The organism is Phytobacter sp. RSE-02 (genome assembly GCF_040578655.1).
GTDB lineage: Bacteria > Pseudomonadota > Gammaproteobacteria > Enterobacterales > Enterobacteriaceae > Phytobacter > Phytobacter diazotrophicus.
In genome coordinates, this window is sequence record NZ_JBEULY010000003.1 from 411,508 (window position 1) to 429,304 (window position 17,797).

Here is a 17,797-nt window from a genome sequence, read left to right on the forward strand (position 1 = left end):
ACAGAAGTGGAGGTTCAGGGGAAAGGAGACGAAGAAGAAATGGGGTATATGAACAGGCGTTTTCCGGCGAAAGCGCAGAAATTCAAACGCTGATCCCTTGCGGATCGACGGCAGGTGATACGCCCGTAACGAGCAACGTGTTTAATTTTCGAAAAGTGTAAAACTACTCAGTAAGCTCTGACATGAGGGCAGTATCATCATAGCAAAATTGTAATTTCTGCAATCCAGGGTATTCCCGCCCCTGCGATTCGGTAATTAACTCTCTTCTGCTTGCGCACAGTTTCGGCCTGCTAACTTTGCTTCATACAGTGCTTTGTCAGCACTTTTTTTAAGCATTTCGGCTTCCCACTGCTGCCCCTCGGAGACGATGGTTGCACAACCTGCGCTGATGGTGACGACCTTTTCGGGGAGGTCTGTCGAGATGTGCGCAATTGCCGCCGCTCTGATACTCATAACCACATGATCAGCAAATTGTTTTACTTGCGAGGCATCAGCCTCAGACAAAATGATGGCAAATTCCTCACCACCGTAGCGGGCAACCAGATCACCCTGCCGATGAACGAGAGAACCCAGTATGCTGCCGACTTTTTTCAGGCAAGCATCACCTGCCACATGACCATAGGTGTCGTTATAACGTTTAAAAAAATCGATATCTATCATGATAAGAGAAACAGGCAGCCTACTTTTTTGCGAGTGAATCAGACTTCTTTCCAGAAACTCATCAAATTGTCTGCGATTGGCAAGGCCAGTCAGCCCATCAAGCAGTGCCAGCAACTGGAGGGTATGATTAATGGTCGTCAGTTCGTCCCGCACTAAGGCCAGCTCAGCCTGATTTCGCGCATTTGTGTTAATCTGACGCAGCACAAACAAGCCAAGAATAAGCATCATAAAGAGCATGGCGATATTAAGCAGTGCATCGGCTATGTTTTCTTGCAGCCAGTTCGTACGAATTCGGTCCTTGTCATAACCGGCGGTCACAATTAATGGATACCGTTCCAGGCGAGCATATCCAAAAATCCGCTCCACGCCGTCGAGTAATGAAACCCAGGTGGCACTTCCACTCTCAGACGCTTTCAGTGCGAAAGTAAAAAGAGGACTGTTAGACAAATTCTTATTGATAGCCGAGTCCGGTAAAGGGCGAACATAGAGAGTAGAACTATCAGCCAGAATGAGCCCGAGGGCATCTTTTGGACCGATAATAAAATAACTATAGAAGTGTCTGAAATAATCTACTTTGATTGTAGCCAGCGCTACTCCCGCAAAATCACCATTCGCATCATTGAGTCGTATTGACACCGGAATCACCAGATCGCCAGTGGAGCGACTTCGTATCACGTGACCAATATGAATGCCTTGCTCAGTATGCTGTTGATGCCATATAAAATATTCACGATCGGCATTGTTAGCTTTTGCGGGTATATAATTCCCTGTGGTGACGATCCAATTTCCCCTGGCGTCGTAAATAAACAGGCCATGGAGTTGTGTAAGTTTATCGTGCAGTGCTTTCAGGTGCCGGGCAAAGAGGGGCGTATTTGCATACTCCATACCATAGAGGTTTAATTGCCGCACCACCTCAGAAAGTGTGATATCTACCTGTAAAAAGGTATCTTCTGCCTGGCGAGCCAGTGACACAGAAAGGTTTCGTGCATCGTTTTCACTTTCTGCGAGTTCATTTTGCCAGGACTGCCACATAGTCCAACTGTTTATCGCTGCGACGGCTACGCTGACGATAAAAAGAAACAATGCCATACTTCTTCCCAATGAAGTATGTAAGATTGTAGATAAAAAAGAGCGCTGTTTTCCTGACATTTGCCCTGCCTCCGTGCCCATTTTTAGAAAATTAAGCGGTACTACATAAACGTTAAAAAATACAGAACCATCAAAGCGGCATTGTGTTTAACAGGCGGGAACTCTGTATGGGTATTTATTATATCACTTAGCTGGAATTACGGTGATGAAATAGCTTTTGAAAAATTTAAATATATAATATATAGTTTATATATTCATCATGACACCCGTTATCGTCAAGTCGCGTCAGTGCATTTTCCTGCATATCCAGCGAACTTATTTATAAGTTGCTGACAGCAGGACGACATCATACCGGGACCGAAATGAGGCAAGCGCAATTCCAAAACGCTAAACTATGGGTGGAACAGAACAAAGCGGGAAGCCGGAAAGGAACTATCTAGCGGATTTATAACTGAGGGGCACGTGGGGTGGATGACCGAAAAATTAAGGTCGCGCCGACGAGCGAACTGCCAGCATTGAAGTGTTCAAATTTGATGAGATTTCTAAAAGCCAAAAACAAAGGGCTTATCAAATGGTAAGCCCTTGTTTAATCTGGCGGAAGCGCAGAGATTAGAACTCTGAAACACTGCGGGTCGCTGGTTTTTTTATTCTATGGGTTTTCGTTTATATGGTGGAGCAATTATCTCCATTGGCATGGTTAACAAAAACGTTACGCGGCAGGCTGCTCCGGCCAGGTGATGTCCGGCGCAGTTGAGATGTCGACTCTATTCAGCAGTACGCGGTATTTTCGCCAGGCAGTGAGAGCCGTTTTTTCGTCATCTGTCGCCATTTCCAAATCAGCGGCGTCCTGTAGCGGCGCAATTTTTGCCGTAGCTGTTGTCAGCAGGCGCTGGCGCTCGTTGTCAGCGGTCGCAACCAACTGCTCTTTGGTCGGGCCTGGCCGCTCCGCTAAGACGGGAAAACCTTTCTCATCACTAATAATAATTTTCCCTGACGACAGGCCAGAAATTAACTGTTGGTACACCTCTGTTTCAATTTCGACCGCATCATCGGGCCAACCATCTGGAGAGTTTTTGTAGTCCTCCTGGAGTTCCAATGGATAAAACGCATTTCGAGATTTGCTGTAAAACGTCGTCATCATTAATATCCCCATGCAAACCAGGTGAAGCCCTGTAGTGCCGCTGACGTGGCGTAGTTGAATCCCTGCGCATTCACCGGGCCACCGCGAACGGTAACTGGACCGGCCGCACCGACCCCCACCTGAAAGACTGCGCCAACACAGGCGTGAGGGAATGCAATGTTATAACCAGATGTTTCCACATTAGTGCTGGCACTCTGTAACCAGCCGAACTGAACAATCAGCCCACTGGATGGGCTTTTAAAATAACCGTTCTGGGGACCGACCATAGTCAGTACATCCGCTACCATGCCAAACCGGTTATTGATATAATTCGACAGCCAGTCGTTGCCCCAGGCGCTGCCATGAATATTCCCGGACGGGTTATCCACAGGGATGGCGTTGAACTGGTTCTGAATTCCGACCCATTTTGCTGCGAGATGAGCCGACAACAAGCCACCCCAGGCAGTACCGTTGATATCACCTGATAAATTATTGATAGGGAGCGCGTTAAACTGATTCTGGATTCCGATAAATTTATTTGCCAGGAAGTTTGACAACCAGTCAGTGCCACCTGCTGTGCCCCACTGAGTGCCTTTAATATTGCCTGTGGGGTTATCGACAGGGATAGCGTTAAATCGGGTTGTCAGGTTGACTGCCAGAGACCCGCCCCAGGCCGTACCGGAAATGTCTCCCGTAGTATTGTTCACAGGAATCGCAGTGAACTGGTTCTGAATCCCGGAGAATTTTGTTGCCAGATAATTAGAAAGCCAGTCGCTACCACCCGCTACCCCCCAGATGGTGCCGTAGCTATTACCGTCAATGGCAAATTTTGCAGTACCGGCGCACAAATTAGACGGTGCGAGTATCTGGCCGTTGACGTCAAAGGTTATTGTACTGTGAACAATTTTGTTAGTCTGATCCACCGTCTGGAAAACAAATCCGCCGGCCCCCAGTCCCCGGTTATTGGTAAACCCTGCGGAGCCTCCTGGCCCCAGTCTGTTCCAGTCAATGGTTAACCCCTGCGTATCGGCTACGCCAGGCTGATTGACGTGCATGCTGGCTGCCTGGAGCAACTGAGCAACATTCAGCCAGGCTATATTGTCGCCCGATCTCTGTAGGGCATTAGCCGCCAGATTGATTGTGTTTTGCAATCCCAGGTACTGGATTATTGAGGCAACGTCCGCTTTATTAATCAGATTACGTCCGGCGGCGGTCAGGTTGGTTAATGCCAGGGTATCAGGCCCGGTAAAATAAGCCAGAGTATCAGCAGTGCCCGGCAGCGCGGCCAGAGACGTCAGCGCGGCGTCCAGTGCCTGAAAGTCTTTACCGAGCGCTGCCGCCATTTTGGTAATGAACGCAGCGATATCGCCATTATCCGGAACATCCTGCCCGGTTTTATTGGTGATGTATTGCGCCAGCGCCGCCGCAACAAATGTTGCCTGCCGGATAGCCTTGTTGATCTGGGCACTGCTGGCTTTACCAGCCTGAAAGCCCGTCAACAAAGCGGTCAGTGCCTCATACTCAGCCTGAGTGATGACGTTTGCACTGACCCCTGTCGCAAACGGTTTAAAGTCATTTTTAGCCATTACAGTAAAGTCCCCCATGCGCCGGTATCGAAACCGGTTATGTATTCGTTATCCATGTCAAAACCAAAAAAGCGGTTTCCCTCCGACGGCGTTTCCACCGCCGGAATTTGAATGCTGCCACCCCACACTCCCGCCGCTTTAACGGTCAGGTAGCCCTGCCTGATAGCGGCTATCAGTTCGAGTGAGACGTGAGAAATGTCGGTCTCAGGAAAAACCCAGAGACCAATAGTCATGTCCTGGTTATCCACGATTTGCATACGCAGTCCGGAACCGGCCAGCGCGTTATCGAGAATGGGCGGTAGCGTGTCGTTCGTGCCATCCCAGTTATTGATGGCAATTTTCGCTTTGAGGATTACCCGATAAGTTTCGTCACTGAGCGCGGTATACCCACTGTCAGGATCATATGGCCCCTGCCACACGCCCTGGTCATAGCCCAGCCCCTCGGTATCCCAGGCGAAGAAAATGCCGGATATGGGAACGGCGACGTAGCGGCTGCGTCCGATCCACTCCCCCAAAATGTCAAGCTGCACGCCCACAGCATTATCAATATCAAATGCCGTCACCAGGCGGTTTAACGTAGTGCTGGTATCCAGAAACGGACGCGTTGACAAATCGACATGCTGGAAGAACAGAGGCTTCGTGGCGTGATAATTGGTAATCAGATCAGTGTATTGGCTCATGGCACCACCGTGATGGCGATATTCGCTGGTGAGCAACTGGCGGCTTCCGCATAACCGATATCAATATTTGCCGTCGCCACACTGCCAGCGGTTTTACCAATAGACAGGCTGTTAATGTCGTAATAACGGGCATTTCCGCCGCTCACGACACCGAGGTTAGCGGGGGAGTAAACACGGCTGATCAGCACGTCGTCACCAATAGCCAGCGAGTTAATGTAACGGGCTATGGTTGATTTTATCTGGTCGGCAATTAAAGAGGTGTAGCCTGGAAATACCCGCAGAGTGATAGAGACAAACACCGGCACGTTTACCGGGCGGGAAAATGATATCGGATGCGGATTACCCCAGATGTCAGCAACCACAATGGTTGTGGCACCATATGTTCCCACCCCCTGCCCTTTTTTCCCCCGCAGCGTCTGCGCAATCGTTGTTGCATCACCGCCGTCAACAATGGCACTGATGGAGTGGGCCGGTAAGCCGTTTGCATCCACAGAGCCGGTGTCGTTTTCATAGAGTTTGTGACGTGTCACGCCGGATATATTCGCCAGCGCGCCATCAACAGCGGCGAACGGCGTCAGGGAGGGTAATGCCACGCTCTGGCCCTGCCTGGCGCGCAACTCTGCATCGGTTTCTGCAGCAGCTCCGACCGTAGCCGCCAGTGGATTAGTGACTGACAGCCAGCCTCGCGTGGGGGTATTTATATGCGTCACTGACCCTGCCAGAGCGGCAACAGCGCCGTTGGCATCACATGTGGCCGTGAGCGTGACGCTACCGCTCACTCCAATGGAAACTGACGCCGGAAAATGCCAGATGATTCCGTTTGTATCCTTCACCGAACCATTGGTGATGATCGTCCCGGCGGTCCCCGTCAGCAGCAGGTCAACCGTCGAACGCGTTTCTCCGCGCCGCACTATCCCGTTGATTTTAACATTGCGCGTAAGAGCGTCACTCAGTGCCGTTGAGGGAGAAAAGCTGTTATAGACCCCAATAGCTGTCGTGTTGGCGTCGTGAATTGCCAGCGCCACCAGCGCGACCATTTGGCCGTCTTTGCTGTCGGGTTCCAGATACACATCAGTGCCGTAAATCTGCTGAAAATACCCGGTTACGGTATCAAGTATTGTCTGGTAATCAGGCGCACTGATCCCCTGGGCGGTTATCGTTGCCGATAACCCCAGCGTGTCGAGGTTCAAAGCCATTTATGCCTCGCTTGTAAGGGTCGTCATTCCGTAGAAGGTTTCGACCGTCGCGGTGAACGTTACGCGCCGGGATGAGGTGTTTACTGCGGTGTTAAATTCGGTAATGGACTTAACGCCCTTCGTTTCAAGAATGCGCTGCCGGATGGCAAGGTTATACAACTCCGGACGCTGCTTACCGAGCACAGACTGGATCCATGGAGTACCCTCGGTGGTGTCGAGAAACCACTGACCGTACCACAACTCAAACCGTGTTTTGATGGCATGTGCCACCGCCTCCGGTGAATTGATCAGCCAGGTGTCATCACCACGGCCAAATGTATAATCGCCGTCGGTGTCCTCACGTCGGTATTGCATTAATTTGGCCCCCCGGTATTTCCGCTGCCCGTCTGTACGCCGCCATGCGTGTGCATCATCAGGCTTTTATTCCCGGCTTTAACATCGTTGGTAACGTTAACCGGACCGAGCATTGTTGCACTGCCTCCGCTGGCGCCCATGCCCTGCGACAGGTTACCGTTAATGGTTACGTTGCCGTTTAGCACGATGGTCGGGGACGTTATTTCGGTGCCACCGTCGGCGCTGGCCGTCAACTTACCCGGCGTTTTAACGGTAATCGCGTGACCGACAGCCACTTCAACAAACGCGGCCCCATCATTGGTTCGCAACTGTGCAGCGCTGGCGCTGATGCCGCTGATTTTCTTTGCCTGAGACTGAGGACCGACGATACAAAATGCATCGGACAAATCATGCATTCTCGGGTCTACCGGTTCCTGAACTCCACCGTTCTGCCACCAAAAATCAATACAGCGATCGGAGAAGATCACCAGGCACTCATCGCCAGGACTGACGGGGAATGTCAGCGTAACGCCGCCGCCACGTGGGAAAATAACAGGTACGTCTGCCAAAAGCGGATACTCTTTGGTCGTTGTGTGTCCGTCGTTATCTCGCACCATACAGCGGACCGACGGCTGAACTGTCGCCGTCACCGAGCCAGGGTCGAACGACTGGACAATACCAGGCAGTGCTACGCGAAGTTGCTCGTTTATCGCCTGACGTTCTGAGGCCAGAACATCATCAAATGAGCCGTTACGAGACTGGATTGAAGCTGACATGGGTTACTCCGGACATTAAAAAAGGCCGCCGAAGCGCCCCTTGAATTTATTAACGACATCATACGCCCATTGCGCGACCATAATTAAACCCAAACTTATTGAAAATTGATATCAGTTGATCAATTTCAAGTAATTTTTGATTGCACACGAATCGGATGAGTTGTGAATATCTTAAAATGTCACCAGTTAGATATTTGGCACATTACCGCCCTATTTGGCGAACTATCCTATATGGATACATGCCAATTAACGTCGGCGCATCCATATTATTTTGTAAAGGCTGAACGTTCAAAAACCGGGACTTATCAGCAGGCTGATGGATAGACTGAAATCCATATTATTATCGGCTCTGTCCTGCATGCGTCCAGAGTCGACATTAATTCCTTCTGAACCTGGGAGTGTAATTTTGCTAAGTGACACACCCGACATCAATTATATCCATATCGCCACCTTTGGTTATATAAGGATATAAGTGCCGCCGTGAGCAATATAACGCGGGTAATAGCCCCGAAACAGATAAAAGCAGCAATACAAAATATTGACGCCTTTAATGCCCCCTTTTAGAGAATCAGATATTCTACGCCCCTCGCGCTACACACGTCAAAACCATATACCATTCCTTGCCTCTTGTATCACCAGAATAGGTAATACCCTGAACGACATAAACACCATCTGTTGCAATACTTGCAGGTTTTTCAGTTGTACCAGAAACAGTGATGTTACCGTTCCTGGTTTCTGTAGTAATGTGACTTCCATCCTTTCCGAGATCCTCATTGCTGAGTTGTTTGCGTTTGATGAAAGCATTTTTCTGGTTCAACTCGATCAATCCATTAACATGGATATTCGGGTTTATGAGACACGTGACGTTAACGCCATTGCCAAACGTCTGTTGAGGCATGCCGATTAACCCCGTCTCGCTGTTCAGCACTATGGCGTCGTGTACCACCTCATTTTTGGCAACCATCTCACGCTTGCCATTCACAAACATCCATGTCGCTTCACATTGCGCCGCAACATTATCCATCAGATGTCTCGTCATCCCGAACAGGACTCTCCCGCGCGGGAAAACGGTATCCGGCATGGTTGGAGTACGCCCAACTTCCGCGCCCTTCAACTGGAAGTCTTTCATCAGCAACGTATCAAAATCAGTGGTACGGTAACCGGCGGCTAAAGTCTGTGAGGTCACTGTGGTGGAAAATGCCTGGTCGGTATCAGCGGCCTGGATGAGGACATAACTGTCCACCGATTTATCTTCATCTTTCCCCTCAATGGTATAACGAATTTCACCACTGAATATCTGCCCGTAGTTGCGACCGTCAGACTGGCCGTTAACCGTTCTCGCAATCCCTACCTGACTGGCATCAACCACCTGCGCAGCCATGCCGTCATAACCTGCGATGGCTTGAATGCGGGTAAACTCCTTCTTGCAGATCTTTTTCACAGTTTCTGGCGCCAGGTTATAGATTTTGAATGTGCCGACAGCGGTATTCGTACTGCTTTTAACCCAGCTGATATCGAAATGGACTTTGAATTTCCCAAAGTCTGTCAATTGGCCTTTGCTGTCCGTCAACAGTAACTCGAAATGACGCATCCAGTTCTTTGACATGGTTACTCCGTGACAACATAGAGATGACTGGTGATACCCAGATCGGTTTTTGTCGGGTTTTCTTGCCCGACAATATCGGTACCGACCACCAGCGCAAATCCCAGGTTAAGATAAATATGCTGCGCCAACAAATCCGCCCCCGACACCAAAGGCAGCGCCAGCGCAAGCGGCGTGGAATCGTCGCGAAATAGGTCAAGGCACCAGACAGGATCACGCCATGACACAGCCATTTTGTAGCTGGCCCCGGCAATAGCGATGGAAAACTGCTGATTATCTGCTGATAGCGGAATTTCGTTGATTGATACCATCACTTTCTCCCCAGAATATTGCCGCTGGAGGCTCCCTTCTGACCACCTAAAATACCCTTCGATTTCAGAATGGTTTTATTTGCCGGCGTGGCTGTCTTTACCCCGGCGTTCTGAACCGCTGACGTGTTAGCTCCCTGGGCCATATTGGACTTATCAGCCACCTGTGTTACCAACGTGCTGGTGATAATCACCTCACGTAACGTCAATAAGGCAGAAAGCACGTTTTCAGTTTTTTGATCGGTATTTACCTCAATACTGCGCAGGAGCATATTTTTATAAATACGCTTCCCGGTCACTACATCCAGCGGCGTTCTACTGGATTGCAAATCGAGTAATTGCTGGTAGGTTTCTCTCGGACTCATACCAAGCAGAGGAGGACCTGCCAGTTCATTCTTGAAATCCAGTAGCTCCCCCCCTCCCGCGAAGCCGACATCCATGATAACTTCCGACGGGCTTTTATAGGCATGGTCGGAAATCGCCGCGCCCGTCTCGACAGGGTGCTCCGTTATCTCCAGTTTGTCGGTGTGCTTTTCACTCACCACGACCGACGGAACGAGTATCCCTATATTCCGTGACTGCAAGTGAAACAGCGTTGATAGAATATCCATTAGCCCGCCCCTGTCTGGTTTCTTCGTAACACACGTGAATTCACACTTATCTGCCTTTGCTCGACTTCCCGGCCAATATCATGGGCGTTTCCACCGTAGATATTGTATGTGTTTTGCTGCTGAATTTGCGGCCCGGAGACAAACTTGCCCTGCAACATATTGCTCTGCAACTGGGGGATATACTCGCGCGTCTCCTTCGGTAAAAGGCCCATACCGTATTTCTCAACGTTACCCATGCCCCGGTTATAGGACGCCAGAGTCTTGCTCAATCCGCCACCCTTATCTCGCAATAGCTGACTAAGGTAACGCACGGCAGTTTCGGCAGATTTCATTGGTTCGAAAGCATCGCTGCCTTTCGGATCCAGGCCTTTCACCGTACCCGGCATCAACTGAAACAGCACGTGCGCGCCTGCTTTTCCCCCTGGGAACGGGTCTCCTCCGGATTCCGTTACAGCCGTGCCGCGTAATAATCCCGTGGAGAGGTTATACAGTCGCTCCAGATTCGCCAGCGCTGGGCGCAACCAGCCTTGCAATGCCTCCCCTTCTTTAGACGGCAGAGGCATCAACGCTTTACTGGATTTCTGAACACCTGACGAAATACGCCCAAACCAGGTATTGGCGACGGAGACAGACGTGTTGCTTTCCTGACGGCCTTTCGCTGCCTCCTGGCGTGAATCGGTTTGCGCCTTGTTCAGCGTGTTCAACTGCGGATTTCTGACGGACTGAGCTTGCAGCCCTGGCTCTGTTTCAGATACAGGCTGTAACGGCTTACTCTCCATCCACTCTGGCAGCGATTCGTGCGCGACATCAGCGACGCTGCCAGCCAGTCCAACGGCCACCTTTGTCACCCCTTTTACAACGGGGCTGTCAGAAAGGACTTTCGCCGCGTCTTTCACCAGCCCCCACGAACCGGAGAAATCATCCTTAACCCGTTTTTTAAGCACATCCACCAACGCACTAACGTATTTGATAGTGCTCTGAATGGATTCACTTATCGGGTCAAAAAGCCATTTACCGGAAAACTGCGAGGTGTCGATGTTCAGGAATTCAAAGAAGGCCTTCCCGGCACCAGCAATTGCGCCGCTCAGTTTCGTGATCTTTTCAAACAGGTCGCCGGAATCGCCCAGCCAGAGAGTTCCTTTGATAACACCAGCCTGTGCCTCCTCGATTTTCGAGAAGTCATCCAGGATCTGCTTACTTAGGTGATCAATGCTTCCTACCTGCACGTCTGACAGGCTGCTACCCATTTTATCGTCTGCCATACCCGCTATCTGACCGAACGCAGGAAGTGAGGTCATAAAGCGGTTACTGCTGACGGTCGCGGTATCGGCATTGTTGCCGATAGCCTTCGTCATTTGGGAATACAGCGCATTGAAATCATCCAGACTGCGACGCATCGCCACCAGTGTGTTTTCATCAATGCCAGGCATTAGCGCGTACTGGTTCGCGAGAAAAGACGTCATAGTGCTGAGTTTCTGATCCAGCCCGGAGAATATCGCCTCCATACTGCGAGCCTGCCCGTTAGCGTCGTGAGTATCCACGTTCAGGCGGCTCAGGCTCCCCTCACCGCCAGGATTACTACGCAGGAACCGGGCAAGCCCTTCCAGAGAACTTCGCACATCAGCAACACTCTTCCCTGTTTGGGATGCTGCGTACCCGGGCGCCTGGATATCCGCCACGGCCTCATCGCTGCGCTGTGGTGCCAAAGACAGATCGTCCAGCCCCGACGCGACTTTAGTCGTAAATCCCACGACAGACAGTGCCGCCGCCTCGACGGCCATGCCCAGTGCAATAACTCCTTCGGTTGCGCCCAAAATCGCGGCTTCAAATTTAGCGGCACCCGCGCCATCAACATCGAATCCCAGGGAGTGCAAAAATGATTTTATGGTTTCAGCATTCATTCCTGTTCTCTCTCCCAGCGCGCGATACGCGCATCGTTATCCGCTTTGATATCTATCCAGTCGTTCATGCGTGCGATATCCGCCAGATCAATGGAGCCATCTTTCAATGCGGTATAGGGGATAAAACCCGCCTGTACCGGACGGCGTAAATAGTCCTCGTCATCCGGCAGGGTATTGAGTGTCAGGCTGGCTGTTGGACCGCTGTCTCGCTCATAGGGGGGACGGGCAAAAAATTTCCCAGGTTATCGGCTGCCACCCGGCCAGCGATATTCAGCATGGTAAGCAGGTCAATATCCTTGAACATCAGTTCACCGTTACTGAAAACAGGCGTCCAGTTTCCGGTGATCGCTTTACGAGTCACCACCGACAGACACGGGAACAGAATCGCATTAACGTCCTCTTCGGGCATCCCTGCCACCACATCAGCGATTTTCGGCAGAATGGTACTAATGCTCTGTCCCGTTTTTTCACTTTCACCAGCAACTGCAGCGGCTTTATGCAGTGCTGACAGGTCAGGAACGATGCTCGACAGCACCGGCAATAATTTCCGGCAGACTTTCAACTGGTCAAAAACGCTCAGTTTAGTAGCGCGGTAATCCACACTATTGATCGTAAATTCCATCTGTTAAAACTCCCCCAACACTTGATCGATCTTGCCGCAGTCAAACGTCCAGGCGACGAGCGAAGCATCTTTTGCGTTAACGTGATCGGGCTGTTTGCTAAATGCCACACTACGGGCGACAGTGGTATCCCCGGATACATTGTTACGCACCAGAATCACGTTATTTCCCCAAAGAGAAGATGACATTGATTGCGCGTTACAGGCCAGGCTCAATTTCTTGTTTACCGGGGACGTTTTCAGCAAGTTGACGGTGATCGTGCCGTTTTTTCCGGCGTGCAATGAATGCATCACCTCACCATCAGCACCGATAGTCATGGTGTTTTTGGCATCTGCGAATGAGATGGTAATACCCGATTCGCCATTTGCCGAGCCGTAGCCAAGGTCAATTTCCCCCGTCGGACCTGCCAGGGTCGCCGTGACGTCCATAAAAGAATAAGTAGCCATTTTTTTTTCCTTATCGAACAACGTTAATCTGTACATCGGCGTAATGAACTGCGCCAGTCAGCTTGCAGGCCACCTGAATGAGTGGCGATTTACGGGCTTCACGGTCTGCCTGCGCCTGTTCAGCAACAGATTGCGCGTAGACGTAGTATCCCTTAGTCAGCGTGTCGCCGGATGCCAGTTGCCCAATAGGGCCACCGTTCCACACACCAGCCGCCACCAGCCCGTTAGTAACCGACTGATCCATAGACTGCTCTACGTTTGCCAGCAGCCGGGTAACGCCTGCGTCGGTCTGCGGAATTTTGGTCGTGCTGGTATAAAGCAGGTTAAAGAGGTTGGTCTGTACGTAGTTCTGCAGCCAGTCGAGGCCATGGCGTTCGTCGAAGAAGTCGCCATTAGCCATCACGCCCTGTTGCAGGATGGCGGTGTCGTTCTGGTAGTAAACAAAAACGTTACCGTTGATAGCATCGATGGCGGCCGCCTGGCCCATCGTCAGCGTTTCATACGTAATGCCCGGCTCCTGTTTGAATTTCAGGGTGATGGTGGTGTTGCTGCCCGTGAAATTTACCGTGAATGCGCGGCCAAACGCAGAAATCGCCGCGTACCTGCTGGACGAGCTGTATTGCCAGAAGGTGCGCGCATAGCCTGCTGCTTTCAATTTGTAGCCGAGATTGGTTGTGTCACCCGCAGTCAGTGTTTTAACGTCACTGGTGGTCACAGCCAGAATGCGGCTCAGACTGGACGCCTCAATCGCAGCAGCAACGGAAATCACATCCGCATCCACCAGCTCCGCGCTGTCAGCAATGGCCAGCCCGTACCAGGTGGTGTACTGCAGACAGGCATTCACCGCCGTAAGCAACGTTTCAATATTCCCCGTTTCGCCCGTGCCAATTGTTTTAGCCCAGCGGCCAATCAGCACTTGCATCGGTTTCGGTGATTGCCCAAAAAATACAGTCGCGGCGGCATACTCCGGCGCGTCAGTACCGAAATCTTTCCCAATCTCCTCTATGCTGGAATACTGACGAATGCGCTCCGATACCGGAATAACAGTCGATGTGCCGAGGATCAGCAGCGTACCAAAATTTCGACCCGTGGCCGCCTTAGGCGACATAATCACGTCGACGTTAACGACGTTTGATACAGGTAAACCCTGTGCCATAACTTACTCTCCGTAAAATAATGTAGGTGTGGACTGGATAGTTTTGATGTTAAAACTGCGGGTGTTTTTGCGTTGTAACGTCACATTGATGTCGTACCGGCGCACCCACTGGTTGTTAATTAATTCGGGAACGTTAGAAATTTTTCCTGCTTCCACCAGCGAAAGCCCGGCTGCACTCCGCAACGTGATGTTGTTCTGTTCGATGTAGAGGCCATCGTGAAAACGCGACGCCATTGCAGAACCTTGTGGGCCATAGAAACTGGCCTGCACCGTTACCAGTTCCCAGGTCCATTGCTCGCTCTGTTCGTCAGTGACCTGCACGAGTGCTGGCATGGCGTCACCGGGCAGAACGGTTATTCCGAACAATGCGCATGTTGCTCCGTCATTCGGGATAGATGATTGTGGATCGGTCCAACGCGGGAACACCAGGGAGGCATCCAGCCCGGTGACGCCGCAGATCCAGCGGCTGATTTGCCGCTCCAGTTCCTGGTCATACTCCGGGTCCGTGCCGACGGGCGTCAGGTACCCCGGTTCTGTACTGTCATTACTCAATCAAGGCACCTCCGATAAAAGGGATATCTTGCGGCGAATGGGCTGCAAAGTTGTCTTCATTCCGCATCTGAATCTGTCGGTGGCAAAACCCGCCTGGAGTTAACAACTCGACAGGGCTCACAACGGATAAATCTTTCTTCGGAATGCATATGCGACGCACAATAAAAAGCCCCGCTATTACGAGACGCTATATCAAGAGATGATTTTAAGGTTGCAGACAGTTAGCATTGTATATTCCCGTAATTGGCTTACTCTGCATGTCGCCCACACACCCATATATTTTCACATCATTTTAAGAAATTAATAGAATTAACTTCCGGACTTTCAAGCTTCTATTTTTAAAATCATTAAGCCGTGACCGAAGCCTGAAACTATTCTCGGTTAAAAATCCCGATAATCGTTTATGTAATTTATCGCCGATAATATCTACGCCTTCAAAAAATTAACGAGTGGACTATATCAGCAATATGCAAAGTTTTATTTAGTCACTGAATTATCAACAACGCCAATAAGCGAGCCGTCACGCGCTCGGGTAATATTCAGTTGAGCATTATCCGCTTTACGTTTAACCAGTACGTTAATGTCTTTCATAGCGTCGCCATTCAGATCTGACTGTACGGACAACGCGATCGGCTCGAGAGTATCATCGCTGGAGAACGGGATATAAGAAACCGTATTGTTCGCCGCGATAACCTTTACGCCCACTGCGCCGGTATCTGCATCCTGATAAAGGTTGTATACCGTTCCGTCTGCTGCATCCGTATCGTACATGACGTAATTCCCTACCGGAGAAACGGCGCTGGTAATCATAACGCCATCAATATCCGCCCCGTCAGTTCCGGTAACAGCGGAAGAACTGTTACTGGTATCTACAATTTTCACGTACGGGTAAGAAAGGAGAGGATCAACCTGGCTATCAATATTGAAACCCAGCCATGAGCCTGTACCGCCAGAGGCTTTCGCTGATGTTGTGGCGGTCAGTTTTTTGTACGTGACATTATCCGTTGAAATATAGACATCAAATGAATCCCACCAGCCACCTTCATAAACATACAGATCGGCAGCTGAGGTGCCGTCAGCTTTAAGCGCATTCGGCCCAAACTGCAAAACGATATTGCCTGATTTACCTAAAGAGACCAGAGTACCGTCGGGTGCACCAAACGCACTTTTCGGCAGCGCCGAGTTACCCGACGCACCGGACCCCGGATTATACGAAACAACCTGAGTAGCAAATCCCACTGCAGTACCGGGGGAGTCAGGATAAGTCAGGTATTTTTCAGCGTGAGCAGATAAAGACAAAAGGCAGATAAATGCAAAAATACATTTTTTCATTACGTTTCCTTAGATCAGGATGATACTGGCCGTGATCTCTTTTAGTGAGGTGGGAATTCTGTTTCAGCAGCGCAGTGACTACGCCAGGAATTGTTATGAATCAGGATGTCTTTCTTTGTGTTCGGGTCCATTACCCGGATGTCTTCTAAAGTCAGGTAGACTGGCTTTGCCCAGTCGCAGGCAGTGTCGATAACGTCAACCTTTGCGGGTCCAGTTGTCGCGCAGCTCCCGATCAATATCGTCATCAGGCATATGGTTAATAGTCTGCTGTACATCGCTGGCCTCTTTGATGACTTCAACCCGGCGTTTAGTGGCGGCGATAGCAGCGGCAGCGGTCTGCTCCTGCGCGTTGGCCTGAGCTTCTGCCTTACCCTGACTCTTTCCGACACGGTGTGTACCAAACAGAAGAAGGGCCAGAGTGATAATGCCGCCGATAATGGCTTCCAGGGCGCCCATCACTTCGGGTCCGAAGCTGCAGGCTGTTTTACCAGGTGACCAACGATGCCGCACACCGCCACAACCGCAGTGATTGCCCCCATCCAGCTCGCAGGGATCATTGCTTTGACGTCATCGGGTAATTGTGACCAGATAACGGGAATTGTCCCGGCGACAGCAAGAGCCTGAACGCTGAATAACTTCCAGCTTTGTTTCCAGTTTTCGATAACCATCATTCCCCCAATGCGCGTATTGCGCGGTTGTAACGATCAAGGCGGTCACTGATGCCGTTCTGACCGCCGTTAATAATTTGCGTGACCCGACCCACGTCGCCGGGATATTTCAGACAGCCGAGAGTGACGTAAAACCATGCGGCTGATCGAGCGGCATTGACATCTTCTTCCAGCAGTTCAGGGTAGGTAACAAGGTCAAGTTTCAACGCGACACCACAGCGCCGGTAATTGTTCAGGAAGGTAATGCCAATCAGTCCACGTCCCCGAAATTTCCAGCCATCACCGGGAGCGGTGTTACCAAAACGCTTGCTGTAAACCAGGTTGGCAATCGCGCGCTGACGCTCTACGGGTAAAACTTTCTCATCTGGCTTGCGTCCGAGCGCCTGAGCCTGCTGCGGGGTGATACGCCCCGCACGGACAAAACCCGCAAGACCTGAAACGCTGTAGTTAAAATTTTCCACCAGCGCGCTAAAGCTGGTGCTTTCATGTCCGGCCTGGGCAATAAACATTGCCTGGTCGATTGTGCTGGTAAGGCCAAACTCGGCCATCGCGTCGTTAAGTGGCTGGAGCCAGCGCGAAGCTAAACCGGCGTCAATGGGGACCGCCTTTTGGAACTGATTGAGATTCATTGAACTTTTACCCCGGTAAACCGCTCCCAGAAATACGTCAGTGCGACCGATCCCATCGAGCCGCTAATTCCGGCAGTAGCCAGAATCATGTAAATACTCAGGCCACTTTCAATGCTAATTAACCCACCAATGACACCGGTGAAACCTGAGACGACCATTTGAGCTAACGCGTTTACCCAACTCCATGCTGCTTTGTTTTGTCTGATATCGATCAGATAGCGAACCAGGCCGCCCCAGCCGGCAATGACCAGCAGAACAATCCAGGTAACCCCGGCAATACCCTCTTTATCGTGCATACACTTAGCCATAGATTCACCTCCGATTGAGTCGGGGTGCTATATGAGAGAGATCTGGCCTTCGGGCTCTTTCGTAAAAAGTGAAGGTTGTGTGCGATTCCCGAGGCCAGAAATGAAAAAGGCCCGCCGAAGCGAACCTTTGTTTACGTTAATATTTTTACACTGCGCTCAGCTCAAGGGTTTGCCCGAGAGCCACCAGCGCGTTTTGAAGGGTGGCGATTTTTGTTGAATGGTG

The 17,797-nt window shown here is 50.8% G+C and carries 21 protein-coding genes; all 21 read right to left on the reverse strand.

All coding sequences use genetic code 11. The features are described 5' to 3' along the window. Nucleotides 1-255: 255 nt before the first annotated feature. On the reverse strand, nt 256-1,809 hold the full coding sequence (locus ABU190_RS08965; protein ID WP_354691088.1) for a sensor domain-containing diguanylate cyclase: 1,554 nt from the start codon (nt 1,807-1,809) through the stop codon (nt 256-258). Nucleotides 1,810-2,458: 649 nt separating this feature from the next. Then, nucleotides 2,459-2,890 carry a tail fiber assembly protein gene (locus tag ABU190_RS08970; protein ID WP_354691089.1) on the reverse strand — a complete coding sequence of 144 codons (432 nt, stop codon included), beginning with the start codon at nt 2,888-2,890 and terminating at the stop codon, nt 2,459-2,461. After that, nucleotides 2,890-4,455, reverse strand: coding sequence for a hypothetical protein (locus tag ABU190_RS08975; protein ID WP_354691090.1), 1,566 nt, complete (start codon nt 4,453-4,455; stop codon nt 2,890-2,892). Before ABU190_RS08975 ends, ABU190_RS08970 begins: the two co-directional genes overlap by 1 nt. Next, nucleotides 4,455-5,135, reverse strand: coding sequence for a DUF2612 domain-containing protein (locus ABU190_RS08980; protein ID WP_079496780.1), 681 nt, complete (start codon nt 5,133-5,135; stop codon nt 4,455-4,457). The genes ABU190_RS08975 and ABU190_RS08980 overlap by 1 nt, the downstream gene beginning before the upstream one ends. Continuing rightward, nucleotides 5,132-6,331, reverse strand: coding sequence for a baseplate J/gp47 family protein (locus ABU190_RS08985; RefSeq protein WP_354691091.1), 1,200 nt, complete (start codon nt 6,329-6,331; stop codon nt 5,132-5,134). The genes ABU190_RS08980 and ABU190_RS08985 overlap by 4 nt, the downstream gene beginning before the upstream one ends. Further along, nucleotides 6,332-6,685, reverse strand: coding sequence for a hypothetical protein (locus ABU190_RS08990; protein ID WP_354691092.1), 354 nt, complete (start codon nt 6,683-6,685; stop codon nt 6,332-6,334). Beyond that, nucleotides 6,685-7,440 (reverse strand): Gp138 family membrane-puncturing spike protein, encoded by a 756-nt coding sequence (locus ABU190_RS08995; RefSeq protein WP_354691093.1) that lies wholly within the window; start codon nt 7,438-7,440, stop codon nt 6,685-6,687. The genes ABU190_RS08990 and ABU190_RS08995 overlap by 1 nt, the downstream gene beginning before the upstream one ends. A gap of 577 nt (nt 7,441-8,017) precedes the next feature. Further along, a complete protein-coding gene (locus ABU190_RS09000; protein WP_354691094.1) occupies nt 8,018-9,046 on the reverse strand; it encodes a hypothetical protein in 1,029 nt (342 codons plus the stop codon). Nucleotides 9,047-9,048: 2 nt separating this feature from the next. After that, a complete protein-coding gene (locus ABU190_RS09005; RefSeq protein WP_039078621.1) occupies nt 9,049-9,354 on the reverse strand; it encodes a hypothetical protein in 306 nt (101 codons plus the stop codon). Continuing rightward, nucleotides 9,354-9,962, reverse strand: a complete 609-nt coding sequence (locus tag ABU190_RS09010; protein ID WP_354691095.1) for a phage baseplate protein — start codon at nt 9,960-9,962, stop codon at nt 9,354-9,356. The genes ABU190_RS09005 and ABU190_RS09010 overlap by 1 nt, the downstream gene beginning before the upstream one ends. Next, nucleotides 9,962-11,863, reverse strand: a complete 1,902-nt coding sequence (locus tag ABU190_RS09015) for a lytic transglycosylase domain-containing protein (protein WP_354691096.1) — start codon at nt 11,861-11,863, stop codon at nt 9,962-9,964. Before ABU190_RS09015 ends, ABU190_RS09010 begins: the two co-directional genes overlap by 1 nt. Next, on the reverse strand, nt 11,860-12,033 hold the full coding sequence (locus ABU190_RS09020) for a hypothetical protein (protein ID WP_039078618.1): 174 nt from the start codon (nt 12,031-12,033) through the stop codon (nt 11,860-11,862). Before ABU190_RS09020 ends, ABU190_RS09015 begins: the two co-directional genes overlap by 4 nt. A gap of 11 nt (nt 12,034-12,044) precedes the next feature. Continuing rightward, complete coding sequence (locus ABU190_RS09025; RefSeq protein ID WP_354691097.1) at nt 12,045-12,485, reverse strand: phage tail assembly chaperone; 441 nt, start codon at nt 12,483-12,485, stop codon at nt 12,045-12,047. Nucleotides 12,486-12,488: 3 nt separating this feature from the next. Beyond that, nucleotides 12,489-12,929 carry a phage protein gene (locus ABU190_RS09030; protein WP_354691098.1) on the reverse strand — a complete coding sequence of 147 codons (441 nt, stop codon included), beginning with the start codon at nt 12,927-12,929 and terminating at the stop codon, nt 12,489-12,491. A 10-nt stretch (nt 12,930-12,939) separates the two neighbouring features. Then, nucleotides 12,940-14,085 carry a DUF3383 family protein gene (locus ABU190_RS09035; RefSeq protein WP_354691099.1) on the reverse strand — a complete coding sequence of 382 codons (1,146 nt, stop codon included), beginning with the start codon at nt 14,083-14,085 and terminating at the stop codon, nt 12,940-12,942. Nucleotides 14,086-14,088: 3 nt separating this feature from the next. Then, nucleotides 14,089-14,637, reverse strand: a complete 549-nt coding sequence (locus ABU190_RS09040) for a hypothetical protein (protein ID WP_354691100.1) — start codon at nt 14,635-14,637, stop codon at nt 14,089-14,091. Nucleotides 14,638-15,114: 477 nt separating this feature from the next. Beyond that, nucleotides 15,115-15,969, reverse strand: coding sequence for a cell envelope biogenesis protein OmpA (locus ABU190_RS09045; RefSeq protein WP_354691101.1), 855 nt, complete (start codon nt 15,967-15,969; stop codon nt 15,115-15,117). Between the two features lie 195 nt (nt 15,970-16,164). Continuing rightward, nucleotides 16,165-16,425: a hypothetical protein gene (locus ABU190_RS09050; RefSeq protein ID WP_354691206.1), complete on the reverse strand. Its 261-nt coding sequence runs from the start codon at nt 16,423-16,425 to the stop codon at nt 16,165-16,167. Then, on the reverse strand, nt 16,425-16,640 hold the full coding sequence (locus ABU190_RS09055; protein ID WP_354691102.1) for a hypothetical protein: 216 nt from the start codon (nt 16,638-16,640) through the stop codon (nt 16,425-16,427). Before ABU190_RS09055 ends, ABU190_RS09050 begins: the two co-directional genes overlap by 1 nt. Continuing rightward, nucleotides 16,637-17,266 carry a glycoside hydrolase family 19 protein gene (locus ABU190_RS09060; RefSeq protein WP_354691103.1) on the reverse strand — a complete coding sequence of 210 codons (630 nt, stop codon included), beginning with the start codon at nt 17,264-17,266 and terminating at the stop codon, nt 16,637-16,639. Before ABU190_RS09060 ends, ABU190_RS09055 begins: the two co-directional genes overlap by 4 nt. Then, the gene (locus tag ABU190_RS09065; RefSeq protein ID WP_143348910.1) at nt 17,263-17,562 is read right to left on the reverse strand and encodes a phage holin family protein; all 300 of its coding nucleotides are present in this window, start codon (nt 17,560-17,562) and stop codon (nt 17,263-17,265) included. The genes ABU190_RS09060 and ABU190_RS09065 overlap by 4 nt, the downstream gene beginning before the upstream one ends. Between the last annotated feature and the right edge of the window lie 235 nt (nt 17,563-17,797).